The sequence below is a fragment of the Coprococcus sp. AF102-57 genome (assembly GCF_027686195.1).
Taxonomy (GTDB): Bacteria; Bacillota; Clostridia; order Lachnospirales; family Lachnospiraceae; genus Allocoprococcus; species Allocoprococcus comes.
On the sequence record NZ_JAQCSY010000011.1, the window covers coordinates 22186 to 40249 of the forward strand.

Here is an 18064-nt window from a genome sequence, read left to right on the forward strand (position 1 = left end):
CCATACATTTAATTTTCAAAAAGGTGCAGGAAAAAACTTTCCTGCACCTCTGCCTTCTGGTCTGCTTTGCCTACTTTCCTTCATGTTCTTCATTGTATCTGGTGATATTATAAGATAATCTCATCAGACTTTCAGACAAATGAACATTCTCCACAATAATATTATCCGGCAGATTCAGATCTGTATGCGCAAAATTCCAGATAGCCTTAACTCCATTATCTACCAGGAGATTGGCAACCTCTACTGCTTTTGTCTTCGGAATCGTAAGAACCCCGATCTCAATATCGTTTTCTTTCACAAAATCCTTCAATTCATCCATCATACGGATCTCAACTCCACGGATCGTCAATCCGGCAAGCCTTGGGTTTACGTCAAACAGCCCTTTTAAAACAAATCCCCGATTTTCAAATGCTGCATAGTTCGCCAGTGCCTGTCCAAGATTTCCTGCTCCAATGATAACGAATTTATGTTTCTCGTTCAGTCCAAGGATCTTACCTATCTCTGTATAAAGATACTTTACATTATAGCCATATCCCTGCTGTCCAAATCCACCAAAATTATTCAGATCCTGACGGATCTGTGAAGCAGTTACTTTCATTCTTTTACTTAATTCATTGGATGATATCCGTTCGACTCCGCTCTCCAGTAGTTCCCCTAAATAACGATAATACCGCGGAAGTCTCCTTATTACTGCCTGAGATATTTCTCTTGATGCCACTTTCACTTCCACCTTCCTATTTTTTGACTCATTATTTTTAATTATATAAGAATCCAGTGAAAAAGTCAAATTTTATAGTTGTTTTTTGTCGTATTTCAGCTATAATTATGTTACTGTGAGCAGTAACATAATTGCCACTTTAACAGGAGGATATAAAAATGATACTGGCATGTCATAATCTGTCAAAAAGTTTTGGGGATCAGGTCATCGTAAAAGACGGATCCTTTCATATAGAGAACCATGAAAAAGCTGCCATTGTAGGTATTAACGGAGCCGGCAAATCCACGATCCTCAAGATGATCGTAGGACAGCTTTCTCCCGATGCAGGGACGGTTGTTCTTACCAAAGGCAAAACTCTCGGCTACCTTGCACAGCATCAGGAGATGGAAAGCGGCAATACCATTTACGAAGAAGTCCGCACGGCAAAAGCCGAAGTCATTGAGATGGAAAAGCAGATCCGTACAATCGAGATCGAGCTTCCGTCTCTTTCCGGAGATGCTCTTGAAGCACGTCTTGCCACTTATCAGAGACTGACTTCTGCATTTGAGCACGCAGACGGTTACGCCTATAAAAGTGAGCTTACCGGCGTTCTAAAAGGTCTCGGATTTACAGAAGAAGAATTTACTAAACCCGTAGATTCTTTATCCGGTGGTCAGAAGACCCGTGTATCTCTTGGCAAACTCCTTCTTACCAAGCCTGACGTCCTGCTTCTGGATGAACCAACAAACCACCTGGATATGAACTCCATCGCATGGCTGGAAACCTATCTTCTGAATTATCCGGGTGCTGTTCTTATCGTATCCCACGACCGCTATTTCCTGAACCGTGTGGTTACAAAGGTGATTGAAGTCGAGCAGGGACAGCTTCATACTTATATGGGCAATTATTCTGATTTTGCTGTCAAAAAAGAACAGCTCAGAGAAGCCAGATTAAAAGAATACTTGAATCAGCAGCGTGAGATCAAACATCAAGAAGCCGTGATCGAAAAGCTCCGTTCATTTAACCGTGAGAAATCCATCAAGCGTGCCGAAAGTCGGGAAAAAATGTTGGACAAGATGACGCTTGTAGACAAACCGATGGAGATCAACACTGACATCCATCTGAAGCTGGAGCCTTCCCGTGTCAGTGGCAATGATGTCCTTTCTGTCAAAGGATTAAGCAAAGCCTTTCCGCCACAGACACTTTTCACCGATATCAGTTTCGAGATCAAGCGTGGGGAACATATAGCCATCATTGGCGACAACGGAACCGGAAAAACTACGCTTCTCAAGATTCTGAACAATGTGATCCAGGCAGACAGCGGTTCCTTTACACTGGGTGCCAATGTGGAGATTGGTTACTACGATCAGGAACACCACGTCCTTCATATGGATAAGACGATCTTTGAAGAAATTTCCGATGATTATCCGACACTTACCAACACACAGATCCGGAACATGCTTGCGGCTTTTCTTTTTACCGGAGATGATGTTTTCAAGCTGATCGGTGATTTAAGTGGTGGTGAAAGGGGACGTGTATCTCTGGCAAAGCTGATGCTCTCCAATGCAAATTTTCTGATCCTCGATGAGCCGACCAATCATCTGGACATCACTTCCAAAGAAATTCTTGAGCGGGCTCTGAACGATTATACCGGTACGATACTTTATGTATCCCACGACCGTTATTTCATCAACCAGACTGCCACCCGTATTCTGGAACTGACCGGCAATACCTTTGTAAATTATATCGGCAACTATGATTATTATCTGGAAAAAAAAGATCTTCTGACCCCGGCTGTTTCCACAGCTGCTTCCGAAGACGCACCGGCGCAGGTTTCCGAATCCAAACTAAGCTGGCAGGAGCAGAAAGAAGAACAGGCACGTCTCCGTAAAAGGCAGAACGACCTGAAGAAAACAGAAGAACGTATCGGTGTTCTGGAAACACGTAATGGCAAAATCGATGAACTGATGATGCAGGAAGAAGTCTATACGAATTCTGTTAAATGCCAGGAACTGGCAAAAGAAAAAGCAGCAAACGAAGCAGAACTCGAAGAACTCTATGAAAAATGGGAAGAACTGGCTGAATAAGCCAGTTCTTCCCATTTTCCTGTCAGAGATACGCCCTTCATGCATTCCCTGCTCTTTTTATAATCTTTCTGCAATCGCTTTAATAAACCCTTCACTGTTCAGTACATGTACCTCCGGAAGAGTTGTGATCATTGCCAGATCCTTTGTCATATAACCCTCTTCAATCGTATCAATCGTTGCTTTTTCCAAACGGTCTGCAAAATCCATCAGTTCCTGGTTCCCATCCAGTTCTCCTCTCTTGCGCAAAGCTCCTGTCCATGCAAAAATTGTTGCAACAGAGTTTGTTGAAGTCTCTTCCCCTTTCAGGTGTTTATAATAATGACGCTGTACTGTTCCATGTGCAGCTTCATATTCATAAAAGCCTTCCGGTGATACCAGTACAGATGTCATCATGGCAAGTGAACCAAATGCTGAGGAAACCATATCACTCATCACATCCCCGTCATAATTCTTACATGCCCAGATATAACCACCCTCTGACTTCATTACACGGGCTACCGCATCATCGATCAGTGTGTAGAAATATTCAATTCCCGCTTCATCAAAAAGGTTCTTATACTCCGCATCAAAGATCTCCTGGAAGATATCTTTGAAAGTATGGTCGTATTTTTTGGAAATGGTATCTTTTGTTGCAAACCAAAGATCCTGCTTTGTATCCAGTGCATAACTAAAACAGCTTCTTGCAAAACTTTCAATCGATGCATTGATATTGTGCATTCCCTGGATAATACCTGCTCCATCGAAATTATGGATCAGCTCTCTTGTCTCTGTTCCGTCAGGTGCCGTGTAGACCAGCTCTGCCTTTCCAGGTCCCGGAATCTTCATCTCGGTTCCTTTATATACATCCCCATAAGCATGACGGGCAATCGTGATCGGCTTCTTCCAGTTCTTTACACATGGTTCAATTCCTTTTACCACGATTGGAGCACGAAATACCGTTCCATCCAGAATCGCACGGATTGTTCCGTTCGGACTCTTCCACATCTCTTTGAGTTCATATTCTTTTACTCTTGCCGCATTCGGTGTAATGGTCGCACATTTGACTGCTACTTTGTACTTCTTTGTTGCATTAGCCGAATCAACTGTAACTTGGTCATCTGTCTCATTGCGGTGTTCCAATCCAAGATCATAATAATCTGTCTTAAGATCAATATACGGCAGAAGAAGATCATCTTTTATCATCCTCCAGAGAATTCTGGTCATCTCATCTCCGTCCATCTCAACAATCGGTGTCGTCATCTGAATTTTACTCATAACTTCGTCTCCTTTTTGGCTATTTTTCTTCGATATGCAGGTTCTCCATAACATGCATAATATGGATCGTTGCCAGATTGCCGGCTTTTTCCGCATCCTTCGCCTTGATGGCATTCAGGATCTCGTTATGCTCACCAATCGACTTGATCGCACGCTCTTCTGTCTTAACGGAAGTCCTTCTTGCAAGCTGTACATATTTGTGAAAATCTGAAAGCACATGATCCAGAATCCTGCTCTGTGATGCCTCATACAGAATCTGATGGAATCTTCCATCCAGCTCTGTCAGCTGATCGGAATGTCCTTTATCCATATGATACTCGGATAAAAGAATGATCTCATCCAGTTCTTCCAGCTGCTCCTGTGTAATATGTTCTGTTGCCCAACGGACACATAATCCTTCCAGCATGGAACGAATCATATAAATATCATGTACATCCTTATCGGAAATACCGGTAACATAAGCTCCTTTATTTGGGATGATGTTCACCAGTCCCTCCAGTTCCAGCTGTCTAAGTGCCTCTCTTACCGGTGTACGGCTAACTCCAAGTTCCTTCCCCAATGTTGCTTCCCTGAGTTCGTCATTTTCTTCATACTTACCTTTCAGAATGTCATCTCTGATAGTTTGAAAAACCTGACTTCTCAATGAATACTCTTCCATTTTATCTCTCTCCTGAATTTCGTTAGATTGTAATCCCCTTTTCGTCACAGATTCTCTCAATCTCCCGGATTAGTTCCTGATCTGTGAGTACGGTCACACGGCCGGATTCATATTCCGCGTCAACCCACTTCTTCAATTCTACAACTAAAATGGAATTCTTGTCTACCTGTTTCTCATTTTTCAGGTGATAATATGTATTTATCCAGTGTGCAATACCTGCAAGGCCGGAAGTATTTGACACAGCAACCAGCGGTGGACGGTTCAGAAACTTGCCGGTATCAAACACATTGTAGATTTCTTCGTTCTTTAACAGTCCGTCTGCATGGATCCCCGCACGGGTTACATTGAAATTCTTTCCGACAAACGGGGTACGCGGCGGAATCTGGTATCCAATCTCTTTTTCATAATATTCTGCCAGTTCAGTAATCACCGTTGTATCCATACCATCCAGCGTTCCGCGAAGCTGCGCATATTCAAAAATCATCGCTTCCAGCGGCGTATTGCCGGTACGTTCACCGATTCCAAACAAGGAACAGTTCACACCACATGCTCCATAAAGCCAGGCCGTTGTTGAATTGTTGACTGCCTTGTAAAAATCATTATGTCCGTGGAATTCGATCAGTTCACTCGGTACACCTGCATGTACTCTGAGTCCGTAAATGATACCCGGAATGGAACGAGGAATCACAGCCCCCGGATAGTTGACTCCGTATCCCATTGTATCACAGACACGGATCTTCACCGGAATCTGATATTCTTCCATCAGATGCATCAGTTCCAGACAGAATGGAATGACAAATCCATAAATATCCGATCTGGTAATATCTTCCAGATGACATCTTGGACTGACACCGGTCTCCAGACATTCACGTACAACTGACAGATAATGTTCCATCGCCTCTCGTCTTGTCATCTTCAGTTTATAAAAAATATGATAATCCGAACAGCTTACCAGAATTCCGGTTTCCTTCATTCCCAGATCTTTTACCAGCTCAAAATCCTTTTTATTTGCACGGATCCAGCTTGTGACCTCCGGGAACTTATAACCTCTTTCCATACATTTATATACGGCATCACGGTCTTTCTTGCTGTATAAGAAAAATTCACTCTGACGAATCTTCCCCTGCGAACCTCCAAGCCTGTGCATATAATCGAAAATGGTTACAATCTGATCCGTTGAATAGGGTGCTCTCGACTGCTGTCCATCCCTGAATGTCGTATCCGTGATCCAAATCTCATCCGGCATACTGTGCGGTACAATACGATCATTAAACGCAATCTTCGGAATCTCATCATAATGAAACAGGTTCCGGAACACATTCGGTGTGTCCACGTCTACCAGCGGGTACATATGCTCCTCAAGTTGCAATAAATTTGTATGCTTATCCAGATAAACCTTTCTATTTTCCATAACCGTCACTCCCTGACCTGTATTTTTGTATTATTGTATACAACTATACCTTCGATGTCAACCCCATTTTCCTCATTTCGTGGCTTTAACCCAGTATTTCATTCAATTAAAGTGCTAATTGGTTAAATTTCCATATTTTTCCATCTATATCTCCCGTCTTTAACAAGCACCCAATCACATTTGCAGTCTCTATCCCCTCTCCCTCACTATGAAGCAGTCCTGCCCTTTTAACCAATACCGTTCATTGGCCGGGCGAGAAAAAGAATCTCTTCCAATCCTATTTTGTGCAATGGAGATGAAACTCAAAAATTATGGAAGCCTCTGCTGACATAATTTTCGCCTTCAGAGGTTCATCGGAATGGTTTGCACAACCTGGATTGGAAGAGATTCTTTTTCTCGCCCGACCTAACAACCTTATTTTCAAAAAAAGACAGCCTCATCCCTCACCAGGGGATAAGACTGTCCTCTTAAACATTCTAATATAACTTCGCACTGATCAGCTTCGGTCTGAACCCGGCTGCCTCCAATGCCGCAATGATCCGGTTCTTATGATCGGTTCCAAATGCTTCCAGTGTCACACGAAGCTCCACAGCCGCATTCCGGTTAATACTTACAAACTGATTATGTTCCAGTTTGATCACATTTCCCTGCTCTTCTGCAATCGTCTGTGCCACTTTTACCAGTTCACCCGGTTTATCCGGAAGAAGTACCGATACAGAGAAGATACGGTCTCTCTGGATCAGTCCGTGCTGTACAACTGAAGACATGGTAATAACATCCATGTTCCCGCCGCTTAAGATAGATACTACTTTCTTACCTTTCAGATCCAGCTGTTTTAAAGCTGCAACGGAAAGAAGACCGGAGTTTTCTACTACCATTTTATGGTTTTCCACCATATCAAGGAATGCTCCGACCAGTTCATCGTCTTCTACAGTTACGATCTGGTCTACATTTTCCATGACGTATGGGAGATTCTGTTCCCCGACTTTTTTTACTGCTGTACCATCTGCGATCGTGTTGGCACTTGGAAGTGTTACGGTATGTCCTGCTTCGATTGCAGCAGTCATACTTGCTGCTTCTGCCGGTTCCACACCAATCACTTTGATCTTTGGATTCAGCATTTTCGCAAGTGTAGATACACCTGTGATCAGTCCGCCGCCCCCGATCGGTGCAAGGATATAATCAACGGTCGGGAGTTCCTGGACAATTTCCATTGCAATCGTTCCCTGTCCGGTAGCTACATCCAGATCATCAAACGGATGTACAAAAGTATATCCGTACTCTTCTGCAAGCTCATAGGCCTTTGCACAGGCATCGTCATAGACATCTCCGTGTAAAACAACCTCGGCGCCATAGCTCTTGGTACGGTTTACCTTGATCAGCGGAGTGACAGTTGGCATAACAATCGTCGCCTTACATCCAAACGCTTTTGCCGCATATGCCACACCCTGCGCATGGTTTCCTGCTGAAGCTGTGATCAGACCTTTTGCACGATCTTCCTCAGAAAGTGTGCTGATCTTGTAATAAGCTCCTCTTAATTTGTATGCACCTGTGTACTGCATATTTTCCGGTTTCAAATAGACCTTTCCCCCGGTCTGACTACTGAGATACTCACTGTAGATAAGCTTTGTCGGACGTGTCACACGTTTTACGATCTCGCTTGCTTCTTCAAATTTTTCCAATGTCAGCATATTATTATTCTTCTCCTTCTTCCTTCTTTTCTTCTGTTGTAAATAATGCCTGTACAAATTCGTCAGAATCGAATTTCTGCAGATCATCGATTGTCTCACCGACACCTATATATTTAACAGGAATTCCAAGCTCTGCCTGAATTGCAACTGCAATTCCACCTTTGGCCGTTCCATCCATCTTAGTCAGGATAATTCCTGTAATATCCGCAACATCACTGAATTCTTTTGCCTGTGAAAGTGCATTCTGTCCGGTCGTTGCATCCAGAACGACCAAAGTTTCCCTGTATGCTTCCGGATATTCTCTTTCCAGCACACGGTTAATCTTCTTCAGTTCCTCCATCAGGTTCTTTTTATTGTGAAGTCTTCCGGCTGTATCCACCAGAAGGATATCTGCCTTTCTCGCTTTTGCAGCCGCTACCGCATCATAAACGATGGCTGCCGGATCTGCACCTTCCTGTCCGCCGATCAGATCTGCATCCGAACGATGTGCCCATTCCTTTAATTGATCGCCCGCAGCTGCACGGAAAGTATCTGCTGCAGCAAGCACAACTTTCTTGCCCTGACCTCTCATCTTACCGGCAAGTTTTCCGATAGTAGTCGTCTTTCCGACTCCATTTACTCCGATCACCAGAACAACAGAAGTCTGGTTTTCAAATTCATAAGCTGTCTCGCCTACATCCATCTGCTCTTTGATACTGTCGATCAGGAGCTGTCTGCACTCAATCGGCTCTTTGATATGCTGTTCTTTTACTTTTTTACGAAGATCATCAAGAATCGCGTAAGTTGCTTTTACCCCCAGATCTCCCATGATCAGAACCTCTTCCAGTTCCTCATAAAAGTCCTCATCTATCTTTGAAAATCCATGAAAAATACTGTCCATTCCAGACACGATATTATCGCGCGTCTTGTTAAGTCCTGCTACCAGACGTTTAAAAAATCCCATTTTTTCTTCTGCCATCATATCCTCCTATCCACTACTTTGTAAGCTCATCTTCCAGAAGATCCACAGATACCAGCGTTGATACCCCTTTTTCCTGCATAGTGATCCCATACAGCCGGTCTGCCGCTGTCATCGTACCGCGACGGTGTGTAATGACGATAAACTGTGTATTTTTCGTCAGCTTGTGCAAATACTGTGCAAATCTCGTGACATTAGAATCATCCAGTGCCGCCTCGATCTCATCCAGCAGACAAAACGGGGAAGGTTTCAGATTCTGGATTGCAAACAGCAGCGAAATCGCCGTCAACGCCTTTTCTCCACCGGAAAGCTGCATCATATTCTGAAGTTTTTTACCCGGCGGCTGCGCAATAATCCGAATTCCGGCTTCCAGCACATCCTCATCATCCATCAGTTCCAGAGTTCCTTTTCCACCACCGAATAGTTGTTTGAACACCTGATTAAACTCCTGGCTGATCTTTGCAAACTGCTCAGTAAACTGCTTGCGCATCGCCTCGTCCAGCTCTTCAATGATCTTCTTGAGCGTTGCTTCTGCCTCTACCAAATCATCATGCTGCGTTTTCATAAATTCATACCGCTCGGAAAGATTTTTAAAATCTTCGATCGCATTGACGTTCACCGATCCGAGTTTCCGGATCTCCGTCTTTAATTCCTGGATCCGCCTTCGCATCTCGGCAGGATCTGTCAGACTCTCATCCCGGATTTCCAGTGCATGATTATACGTCAGTTCGTACTCTTCCCACATATAATTGATCTGCTTTTCCAAAGCTTCCTCGTAGCCTTCTTTCTTGCTGGTAAGCCGGAAGGATTCTTTATCAAGCTCTGCCATATGGGCTGCCAGATCTTCTCGCTTTTTCAGGAATGCCTTATGCTTCTGATTCAGTTCTTCCCGCTTTTTCTGCGATTCTTCGATCTCTTTGTTGATTTCCTCAAATAATTCCTTTGAATTCTCTATCGTCTGCCGAATCTCGGTAATCTGTGCTTCCTTTTGCTCTATTTCACCGTGATTCTCTCCTTTGCTTGCATTTAAAGTGGCAAGCTCTTCCTGGAATTTTCCCATCTCTTCCCGGATACGGACAAAATTCTCCTCGATAAAATCTTTTTTCTGCTCCAATGCAGCAAAACTGAGGTGAATATTTTCATTTTTGCGCACTTCTGCCGCTTCTGCCTCACGCTCTTTTTCCAGCCACTTCTGTGAGCTTTCCATCTGGCGTGTCAGCTCGTCCTCCAGTTGCTGGCTGGTCTCCAGCTCCATTTTGATCGATTCTTCGTTTTCCTCGATCTCATGAACCTGTTCTTCCAGTTTTTTGCGCTCCGCATAAATTCCTTCTGAATTTTCTCTGGTCACATTTTGAAGGCTTTTTACCTGGTCCAGATTCATCTTCGCAGTATTTTGAACCACATAGTCATTCTGCAACTCCTGCTGGATTTCTTCCACCTTTGCATACAGCGCCGTCCGCTTCTCCTTTGCGGCCGCAACTTCTGCTTCCGATTTCTGGAGTTCTGTTTTCAGACGCGCAACCGTCTTTTCCAGTTCTTCAATCTCACGTCTTCTGCTGAGCAGATTACTGGAATTCTTAAATGCTCCACCACTCATTGCTCCGCCAGGATTGATCAGATCTCCTTCCAGCGTAACGATACGCAGAGACTGACGATACTTTCTTGCCAGGCGGATCCCAGTATCAATGTTGTCTGCCACAAGAGTTCTTCCAAGAAGATGCTCTGCAAGAGATGTAAATTTATCTTCTACCGTTACCAGCTTGTCCGCCGTGCCGATCACACCCGGCTCGCGAAGGGCTTCTGCCCTGGCAAATCCCTGTCCCCCATGAATCGCTGTCAATGGAAGGAAAGTTGCACGGCCATACCGGTTCTGCTTCAGATAACCAATCATTTTTTTTGCAGTCTCTTCGTCTGCAGTAACAATATTCTGGATACTGCCTCCAAGTGCGATCTCCACCGCAGTCTCATATTTTTTATCTACTTTGATCAGATCAGCCACAACCCCCAGGATTTTCGGCTCACGGCTTTTCTGCTCCATCACACGACGGATACTGTTCCCATAACCATCGTAACGCTCCGTAAGGTTCCTCAGAGACTCCAGACGAGAGTACTCCCTGTGATAAGCATTCTGCCTGTTTCGCAGGTTTTCATTTGCCTGTCCGATCTCTTTTTGCAGTCCGGCAATCTCTGTTTCATAGTTTTTGATCTGTTCTACAGAATCCGTGATCTTCCCTGATACTGCCTTCAGTTCTTCCGTATACTGCGCGGCAAGTTCCTGTTGCCTCTGTACATCACTCTCCGCTTCTACCAGACGTTTGTAAAGCAGTGCCCGGCGTACCTTGATCTGTTCAAGCGTCGTTTCATAATGCTGCAGCTTTGCCTTCGTGGATGCACGGTTATTCAGAAGCTCACGGATATCGTTCTGATTCTTTTCAATCTCCACTGTCATCTCTGCAATCCGGCTCTGCAGGGCAGTCAGCTCCTCTCCTGCCTGCTTTTGTCTCTCAGATGCTGCTGCAAGATGTCTGTCGATCTCTGCTTTTTCTTCTTCCAGTTCGGATTTCTGCCTTTCACGGTTTGCAAGCTCTGCCTGAATATCGTTTGCGCGTTTTTCATAGTGTTCATCATTCATACGGACACTGTTGATCTGCTCTTTTAAAAGCTCGATCTGGTTTTCCAACTGCTGCTTCAGAAGTGTTGTCTCATTTCTCTGGCTTTTTGCATGCTCGATTCCGGCGTCGATCTCATCTACTTCCTGCTCGATCTTCTCATACTGTGCCTTCATATTTTCATGCTTTTTGCCGGCTTCAGTGAGTTCATCCTGCGCAATCTTCAGCTTCTCATCGTTTTCCCGGATCTGCCCCTTCAGACGTTTCATCTCCACCAGGAACATATTGATGTCATAATGCTTCAGTTCTTCTCTCTTTTTCAGATATTCCTTCGCTGTCTCCGACTGTTTCTGAAGTGGACCAAACTGCTTTTCCAACTCTCCCAAAATATCATTAACACGGACCAGATTGCTCTGCTCTTCTTCCAGTTTGCGAAGAGATAACGCCTTGCGGCGCTTAAATTTGACAATCCCGGCCGCCTCATCAAAAAGCTCTCGTCTCTCTTCCGGCTTACCGCTCAGGATCTTGTCAATCTGTCCCTGTCCGATGATCGAATATCCTTCTTTTCCGATACCTGTATCATAAAACATCTCATTGATATCTTTGAGCCTGCAGACACTGCCGTTGATCAGGTATTCACTTTCCCCCGAACGGTACAACTTTCTTGTGACTTTAACCTCTTCAAACTCCACCGGGAGTTTGTGATCTGAATTATCCAGTGTAATCGCAACCGATGCGTAGCTGAGGGGTTTTCGGTTTTCCGTACCGGAAAAAATAACATCCTGCATCGTACCTCCACGGAGCTGCTTCACCTTCTGCTCTCCGAGTACCCAGCGGACGGCATCCGCCACGTTACTTTTCCCACTTCCGTTCGGTCCGACGATTCCGGTGATCCCGTTATGAAATTCAAAGACAATCTTATTTGCAAAAGACTTGAATCCCTGTACTTCAATACTTTTTAAATACATGCCTCACCTACTGTACCTTTCCTTCTTTCAGCTTCAGGATTGCCTGATAAGCCGCTTCCTGTTCGGCAGCCTTTTTGGTCCTTCCGATACCACATCCAAAGGCTTCTCCGCCGATCACAACCTCTACACGGAAGGATTTATTGTGGTCCGGTCCCTCTTCTCCTACCAGCTGGTAGACAATTCCTTTTTCCTGACCGCCCTGTACCATTTCCTGCAGGATAGTCTTGCTATCATAAAAGAGCCGTTTCCCTTCCAGGTCGTTTAAAATATATTTTAAAATAAACTCTTTCGCATTAGCAAAACCACCATCCAGATAAATCGCACCAATCAGTGCTTCCAATGCATCCGAGGTAATAGACTCTCTGAATCTTCCACCGGTCGCGTCCTCACCTTTCCCAAGCAGCAGATAACTTCCAAGTTCCAGATCCCGCGCACAAAATGCAAGTGCCTTCTCGCATACCATGCTTGCTCTTAACTTAGTCAGTTCTCCTTCCGGCATTGTCTGGTTCTCGAAAAAAAGATATTCGCTTGAAATCAGTTCCAGAACAGCATCTCCAAGGAATTCCAGACGTTCATTACAGTCTGCCTTCTTCATATGCTTTTCATTCACATAAGAGCTGTGCGTCACAGCATGTCTGAGCAAATGGCTGTTCTTGAAATTGTAGCCGATTTTTTCTTCCAGTTCCTTTACATTTCTGCTCATGATTGCTCCTCCAATTTTAAAAAAGGACACTCCCAAAAAATGGGGATGTCCCCTGTAATCATTTTCCCTAGTTAACAGCGTTCTTGATCTGTTCTACAGCATCACCTACTGTTGCGATCTTTTCTGCATCTTCATTTTCAATTTCGATATCAAATGCATCTTCAATTCCCATAATAATCTGGAAAATATCAAGCGAATCAGCTCCCAGATCATCTACAAATGTAGTGTCCATCGTAATTTCATCCGGGTTACATCCCATCACATCAACAATAATGTCTTTCAGTTTTTCAAATTCCATAATTCTTAATCCTTTCTGAGCTTATTCCTGTGCGGATTTTTCTTCCGCCTGAATACATTCTTTGATCTTTTCATTGATTCCTTCTTCTTTGAAGGTTACGCACTGCAAAATTGAATTGCAGACTTCTTTTGCCTTGGAACTGCCGTGTGTCTTTACTACCAGACCGGTGAGTCCAAGCAGTGGTGCTCCACCGTACTCACTTGCGTCAAAATCCTTCATAGTCTTTTTCAGCACCGGCTTAACCAGAAGTCCACCAATCATGCCGCGGAGATTCTGCTTCATACCACCTTTAATCTTGCTTACAAGAACCGATGCTACTCCTTCATAGAGTTTCAGGATCACGTTGCCGGTAAATGCTTCACAGACGATAACATCTGCCTGTCCGTGAGGGATTTCTCTCGCTTCGATGCTTCCGATAAAGTTAATATCCTTACATTCTTTCAGCATAGGAAAAGTCTCCTTGACCAGGGCATTACCCTTTTCTTCCTCAGCTCCGATATTGACGATCGCAACCTTCGGATTCTTGACTCCCATAATATGTTCCATATAGATCGAACCCATCTTGGCAAACTGCACCAGATGTGAAGGTCTTGCATCTACATTCGCCCCACAGTCGATCAAAATGGAGAATCCTTTTTCTGTCGGGATCAGCGGTGCAAGCGGTGGTCTTTCCACCCCTTTGATACGTCCAACCAGAAGCTGTCCCCCGGCAAGAACCGCACCGGAACTTCCTGCTGAAACAAAAGCGTCAGCTTCTTTATCCTTCACCATCTTAAGACCTACCACAATGGATGAGTCTTTCTTTCTGCGGATCGCCATAACCGGCGGTTCTGCTGTCTCAATTACTTCCGATGTATGAACAACCGAAATCTGTTCTTTATTATATGTGTACCCGGAAAGTTCCTGATTGATGACATCTTCTTTTCCGACCAGGATCACATGGATCGCATCTGACTTCCCGACCGCCTCGACCGCACCTTTGATGATCTCATGCGGTGCGTTGTCTCCGCCCATTGCATCGACAACAACTTTTGTTATTTCTTTCATACTGTTACCTCCCAGCATTACTAAACCAATTCTACTAGACATGACCGTAAAAATCAATAATATTTAGCAGATTTAGGAAAATTAGGAAAAAGAAAAGGAGTTAAGCAATACGCCTAACTCCTGTACTATAGCTTTTTTTAATTAGTTTTCTACAGTAACGATTTCTCTCTTGTTGTAAGATCCACAAGCTTTGCAAACTCTGTGTGGCATCATAAGTTCTCCACATTTGCTGCATTTCACCAGATTCGGTGCGCTCATTTTCCAGTTTGCTCTTCTCTTGTCTCTTCTTGCTTTAGAAGATTTATTCTTTGGACAAATTGACATAGGTTACACCTCCTTAAAATTCTTGTAAAGATCGCGGATAACTGACATTCTAGGGTCAAGACTGGTGTCTTCGCAGTCGCAGCTTCCCTCATTCAAGTTCTGACCACATACACTGCAAATCCCTTTACAGTCTTCGCTACATAGAACTTTCATCGGCCACCCTACTAAAATCTCGTTATAGAGCAGCTGCTCCACATCAAGATGATATCCGTCAATGTAATTCGCTTCATCGGATTCGCCATCATCTTCTCCGTCTGCCAGAGCTGTATTCACCTGCTTTTCAAAGGAAAGCGTGAAATCTGTCGGTACATCTGTAAGACATCTGTCACACGGAATGATTACCGTAAGACTTGTCTCACAACTGATATGAAGTTTTTTTTCGCCGGCATACTCGACATGAATATGCACAGGCTGTGTCCGGCTTACCGGAAATCTGCTTCCGTTCACCTTCACTTCTTTCATCTCAGTGCCGACCACTTCGTCAATGGACTTATGCGGTTCAGATAAGACTTCGGACAGGTCAATTAACATAATTCTTTCTCCTGTTCACACCTAAACTATTATACCATGTAAATTCTTTTTGTCAAGGATGATTTACAGATTTTAAGGTTTTTTCTAATTTCTTCTGTTATACAAGTGCAACTGTCTCTCTTGCAATTGCAAGTTCTTCGTTTGTCGGAACTACAAGAACTTTCACTTTGGAATCTGGTGTAGAGATTACGATCTCTTCTCCACGTTTTCCATTTGCTTCTTCATCGATTGTAATTCCAAGATATCCAAGATAGCTGCAGACTTTTGTTCTTACAAGTGCACAGTTCTCACCGATACCTGCTGTAAATACGATATTATCAACACCGTTCATTGCTGCTGTGTAAGCACCAACATATTTTGCTACTCTGTATGCAAATACGTCGATTGCAAGTTCTGCACGCTTGTTGCCTGCTTTTGCTGCTGCCTCAAGATCACGGAAGTCGCTGGATACACCGGATACACCTTCCACACCTGATTTCTTGTTCAGGACATTCATAATTCCTGCAATGTCAAGGTTTTCTTTCTTAGCAATGAATTCCATGATCGCCGGATCAATATCTCCGGAACGTGTTCCCATTACAAGACCTTCCAACGGAGTAAGTCCCATAGAGGTATCTACTGATTCTCCGTTAAGCACTGCTGAAACAGATGCTCCATTACCAAGATGGCATACGATCGTCTTTGTTGCGTTGTATGGTTTTCCAACAATCTCAGCTACTCTCTTAGATACGAAGCTGTGGCTTGTTCCGTGGAATCCGTAACGTCTTACTTTGTATTTTTCATAATATTCATATGGAAGTCCATACATATAAGCTTTCTCAGGCATTGTCTGATGAAAAGCAGTATCAAATACAACAACCTGTGGTGTGCCCGGCATCAGACTTTCACAAGCTTCGATTCCGATTAGGTTTGCCGGGTTGTGAAGTGGTGCAAGGTCATTGCACTCTGCGATCGCAGCTTTTACTTCCGGTGTTACAACTACAGATTTTGCAAACTTTTCTCCGCCGTGAACAACACGATGTCCGACTGCTCCGATTTCGTCAAGGCTCTTAACAACACCTGTATCTGCATCTGTCAGCGCGTCGATTACGAACTGGATTGCTTCTGTATGTGTAGGCATAGCCTTTTCAGATACATTCTTCTCTCCACCTGCCGGCTGATAGGTAAGTCTTCCGTCAATACCGATTCTTTCGCAAAGACCTTTTGCGAGAACCGCCTCCGATTCTGAGTTGATGAGCTGGAACTTCAGTGATGAACTTCCGCAGTTGATTACTAATACATTCATTGATGTTTCTCCCTTCTGGTACTAGAATTTTCTTTATTAGAACTCACACTCTATTCTTAATTATACTCCTTGCACACATTGTATACAAGTAATGTTATTTTTTTCACGTAATATTTTCCAGTACAATGTTTTTTGCACAAAAACTCTTTTTATAGTATAATCTTTTCACAAACAACACAAAGGAGATTTTAGTTAAAAGTATGAAAATCGTCGGTATCATCGCAGAATATAATCCGTTCCACAACGGACATCAGTATCATATAGACCAGGCACTTCAAAAAACGGGGGCAGATGCGGCAGTTGTCCTTATGAGTGGTGACTTCGTCCAGCGTGGCGCCCCTGCTATCGCACCAAAGCATTTGCGGGCAAAAGCTGCCCTTCTTGGCGGTGCATCACTCGTTCTGGAGCTCCCGGTCCTTTTTTCCTGTGGCAGTGCAGAGTTGTTTGCAAGAGGTGCCGTTTCTATTTTTAACAGTCTTGGCTGTATTTCCTATCTCTGCTTTGGCAGTGAGTGTGGCGATATCAAAAAACTCAATCGGCTTGCCCGGATTCTTTCCGAAGAGCCAGAAGTCTACCGGCAGCTCCTGCAGGATGAACTGCGAAAAGGCCGACCGTTTCCGCAGGCACGCCAGACTGCCCTAAGTGTCTATACAAAGGATCCGTCCCTTGCCGAAATCCTGTCCTCACCAAACAATACTCTTGGGATTGAATACTTAAAAGCGCTCCGGTATTTCAAAAGTCCGATCCAGCCTTTCGCAATTCCCCGCGAGGGATCCGGCTACCACGATACTGCCCTCTGCGAAACCTTCAGTTCCGCAACTGCGATCCGCAATCGAATTCTGAATCCATCTTTACCAGAAGATGCTTTTTCATCCGTCGCAGGACAACTTCCGCCCGCTTCTTCAGATCTGCTGCGAAAGAATTACCAGTCCTCACTTCCGGTTACCCAGGATGATTTTTCGCTCCTGCTAAAGTATCGACTACTCTGTGAGAGTGCTTCCTCTCTAACCGATTACCTTGATGTCAGCAAAGACCTCGCCAACCGGATCATCAATCAGAGAAATGATTTTGCTACCTGGAGTTCCTTCTGCGATCTTCTGAAAACCAGAGAGCTTACCTACACCCGGATCAGCCGCGCCCTGCTGCACATCCTGCTCGGCATAGAAAAGGACACCTTCCGACATGAGCCTCCTTTCTGTTTTGCAGAAGATTCCGGTAACATTTCCGGCAAAGCAAAAAAAGAGCGGTCATCCACATCCGCCCTTTATGCCCGCGTACTCGGTTTTCAAAAAAAAGATACTCAAATCCTTAAAGAGATCAAAGAGTATGCCACCATCCCTCTGATCACAAAGCTCGCAGATGCCAGAGATCTCACCTCCGCCACCCAGGTCCTCCTGAACCTGGACATTTTCGCATCAGACCTGTATGAATCCATAATTACCGAGAAATTTGGCACACCTTTTACAAATGAATACCAGAAGCAGTTGCAAATTATTTAACCCTTCCCCTTTGTCAAAAAGAGACTTTTTGCACACCACTACTA

The 18064-nt window shown here is 44.2% G+C and carries 15 protein-coding genes; 2 read left to right on the top strand and 13 right to left on the bottom strand.

Annotation, left to right across the window (positions count from 1 at the left end):
* Nucleotides 1-70: 70 nt before the first annotated feature.
* Nucleotides 71-718 (bottom strand): redox-sensing transcriptional repressor Rex, encoded by a 648-nt coding sequence (locus tag PGZ10_RS08680; protein ID WP_022219887.1) that lies wholly within the window; start codon nucleotides 716-718, stop codon nucleotides 71-73.
* 158 nt (nucleotides 719-876) lie between these two features.
* Here PGZ10_RS08680 and PGZ10_RS08685 point away from each other — a divergent pair, with 158 nt between their 5' ends.
* Nucleotides 877-2784 carry an ABC-F family ATP-binding cassette domain-containing protein gene (locus tag PGZ10_RS08685; protein WP_195250008.1) on the top strand — a complete coding sequence of 636 codons (1908 nt, stop codon included), beginning with the start codon at nucleotides 877-879 and terminating at the stop codon, nucleotides 2782-2784.
* A 57-nt stretch (nucleotides 2785-2841) separates the two neighbouring features.
* Here the strand turns inward: PGZ10_RS08685 and PGZ10_RS08690 are convergent, their stop codons facing one another.
* The 12 genes from PGZ10_RS08690 to PGZ10_RS08745 form a co-directional block, all read right to left on the bottom strand.
* Nucleotides 2842-4038 carry an NADP-dependent isocitrate dehydrogenase gene (locus tag PGZ10_RS08690; protein WP_055156697.1) on the bottom strand — a complete coding sequence of 399 codons (1197 nt, stop codon included), beginning with the start codon at nucleotides 4036-4038 and terminating at the stop codon, nucleotides 2842-2844.
* Between the two features lie 19 nt (nucleotides 4039-4057).
* Nucleotides 4058-4696, bottom strand: a complete 639-nt coding sequence (locus PGZ10_RS08695) for a GntR family transcriptional regulator (protein ID WP_055248874.1) — start codon at nucleotides 4694-4696, stop codon at nucleotides 4058-4060.
* Between the two features lie 22 nt (nucleotides 4697-4718).
* Entirely contained in the window at nucleotides 4719-6107 is a 1389-nt protein-coding gene (locus tag PGZ10_RS08700; protein WP_118217800.1) for a 2-isopropylmalate synthase, read from the bottom strand.
* 476 nt (nucleotides 6108-6583) lie between these two features.
* Nucleotides 6584-7798, bottom strand: a complete 1215-nt coding sequence (ilvA, locus tag PGZ10_RS08705) for a threonine ammonia-lyase (protein WP_008372180.1) — start codon at nucleotides 7796-7798, stop codon at nucleotides 6584-6586.
* A 4-nt stretch (nucleotides 7799-7802) separates the two neighbouring features.
* Nucleotides 7803-8756 carry a signal recognition particle-docking protein FtsY gene (gene ftsY / locus PGZ10_RS08710; protein ID WP_022219882.1) on the bottom strand — a complete coding sequence of 318 codons (954 nt, stop codon included), beginning with the start codon at nucleotides 8754-8756 and terminating at the stop codon, nucleotides 7803-7805.
* 16 nt (nucleotides 8757-8772) lie between these two features.
* Nucleotides 8773-12333 (bottom strand): chromosome segregation protein SMC, encoded by a 3561-nt coding sequence (smc, locus tag PGZ10_RS08715; protein WP_270541155.1) that lies wholly within the window; start codon nucleotides 12331-12333, stop codon nucleotides 8773-8775.
* Nucleotides 12334-12340: 7 nt separating this feature from the next.
* The gene (gene rnc, locus PGZ10_RS08720; protein ID WP_270541157.1) at nucleotides 12341-13036 is read right to left on the bottom strand and encodes a ribonuclease III; all 696 of its coding nucleotides are present in this window, start codon (nucleotides 13034-13036) and stop codon (nucleotides 12341-12343) included.
* Between the two features lie 67 nt (nucleotides 13037-13103).
* Nucleotides 13104-13334: an acyl carrier protein gene (acpP, locus tag PGZ10_RS08725; RefSeq protein ID WP_008372189.1), complete on the bottom strand. Its 231-nt coding sequence runs from the start codon at nucleotides 13332-13334 to the stop codon at nucleotides 13104-13106.
* Between the two features lie 21 nt (nucleotides 13335-13355).
* Nucleotides 13356-14381, bottom strand: coding sequence for a phosphate acyltransferase PlsX (gene plsX / locus PGZ10_RS08730; protein WP_022219879.1), 1026 nt, complete (start codon nucleotides 14379-14381; stop codon nucleotides 13356-13358).
* Between the two features lie 141 nt (nucleotides 14382-14522).
* Nucleotides 14523-14705, bottom strand: a complete 183-nt coding sequence (gene rpmF / locus PGZ10_RS08735) for a 50S ribosomal protein L32 (protein ID WP_008372209.1) — start codon at nucleotides 14703-14705, stop codon at nucleotides 14523-14525.
* 3 nt (nucleotides 14706-14708) lie between these two features.
* Nucleotides 14709-15236 (bottom strand): YceD family protein, encoded by a 528-nt coding sequence (locus PGZ10_RS08740; RefSeq protein ID WP_055156626.1) that lies wholly within the window; start codon nucleotides 15234-15236, stop codon nucleotides 14709-14711.
* A gap of 97 nt (nucleotides 15237-15333) precedes the next feature.
* A complete protein-coding gene (locus PGZ10_RS08745) occupies nucleotides 15334-16521 on the bottom strand; it encodes an acetate kinase (RefSeq protein ID WP_008372212.1) in 1188 nt (395 codons plus the stop codon).
* Nucleotides 16522-16721: 200 nt separating this feature from the next.
* On the opposite strand from PGZ10_RS08745, the gene PGZ10_RS08750 reads away from it, so the two are divergent.
* Nucleotides 16722-18020: a nucleotidyltransferase gene (locus tag PGZ10_RS08750; protein WP_270541159.1), complete on the top strand. Its 1299-nt coding sequence runs from the start codon at nucleotides 16722-16724 to the stop codon at nucleotides 18018-18020.
* Nucleotides 18021-18064: the final 44 nt, after the last annotated feature.

Coding starts and splice junctions, on each gene's coding strand:
- PGZ10_RS08740 (WP_055156626.1), bottom strand. CDS start 15,236: ATGTTAATTGACCTGTCCGAAGTCTTATCTGAACCGCATAAGTCCATT.
- smc (WP_270541155.1), bottom strand. CDS start 12,333: ATGTATTTAAAAAGTATTGAAGTACAGGGATTCAAGTCTTTTGCAAAT.
- PGZ10_RS08745 (WP_008372212.1), bottom strand. CDS start 16,521: ATGAATGTATTAGTAATCAACTGCGGAAGTTCATCACTGAAGTTCCAG.
- PGZ10_RS08690 (WP_055156697.1), bottom strand. CDS start 4,038: ATGAGTAAAATTCAGATGACGACACCGATTGTTGAGATGGACGGAGAT.
- ftsY (WP_022219882.1), bottom strand. CDS start 8,756: ATGGCAGAAGAAAAAATGGGATTTTTTAAACGTCTGGTAGCAGGACTT.
- PGZ10_RS08750 (WP_270541159.1), top strand. CDS start 16,722: ATGAAAATCGTCGGTATCATCGCAGAATATAATCCGTTCCACAACGGA.
- ilvA (WP_008372180.1), bottom strand. CDS start 7,798: ATGCTGACATTGGAAAAATTTGAAGAAGCAAGCGAGATCGTAAAACGT.
- PGZ10_RS08700 (WP_118217800.1), bottom strand. CDS start 6,107: ATGGAAAATAGAAAGGTTTATCTGGATAAGCATACAAATTTATTGCAA.
- PGZ10_RS08695 (WP_055248874.1), bottom strand. CDS start 4,696: ATGGAAGAGTATTCATTGAGAAGTCAGGTTTTTCAAACTATCAGAGAT.
- rpmF (WP_008372209.1), bottom strand. CDS start 14,705: ATGTCAATTTGTCCAAAGAATAAATCTTCTAAAGCAAGAAGAGACAAG.
- rnc (WP_270541157.1), bottom strand. CDS start 13,036: ATGAGCAGAAATGTAAAGGAACTGGAAGAAAAAATCGGCTACAATTTC.
- plsX (WP_022219879.1), bottom strand. CDS start 14,381: ATGAAAGAAATAACAAAAGTTGTTGTCGATGCAATGGGCGGAGACAAC.
- PGZ10_RS08685 (WP_195250008.1), top strand. CDS start 877: ATGATACTGGCATGTCATAATCTGTCAAAAAGTTTTGGGGATCAGGTC.
- acpP (WP_008372189.1), bottom strand. CDS start 13,334: ATGGAATTTGAAAAACTGAAAGACATTATTGTTGATGTGATGGGATGT.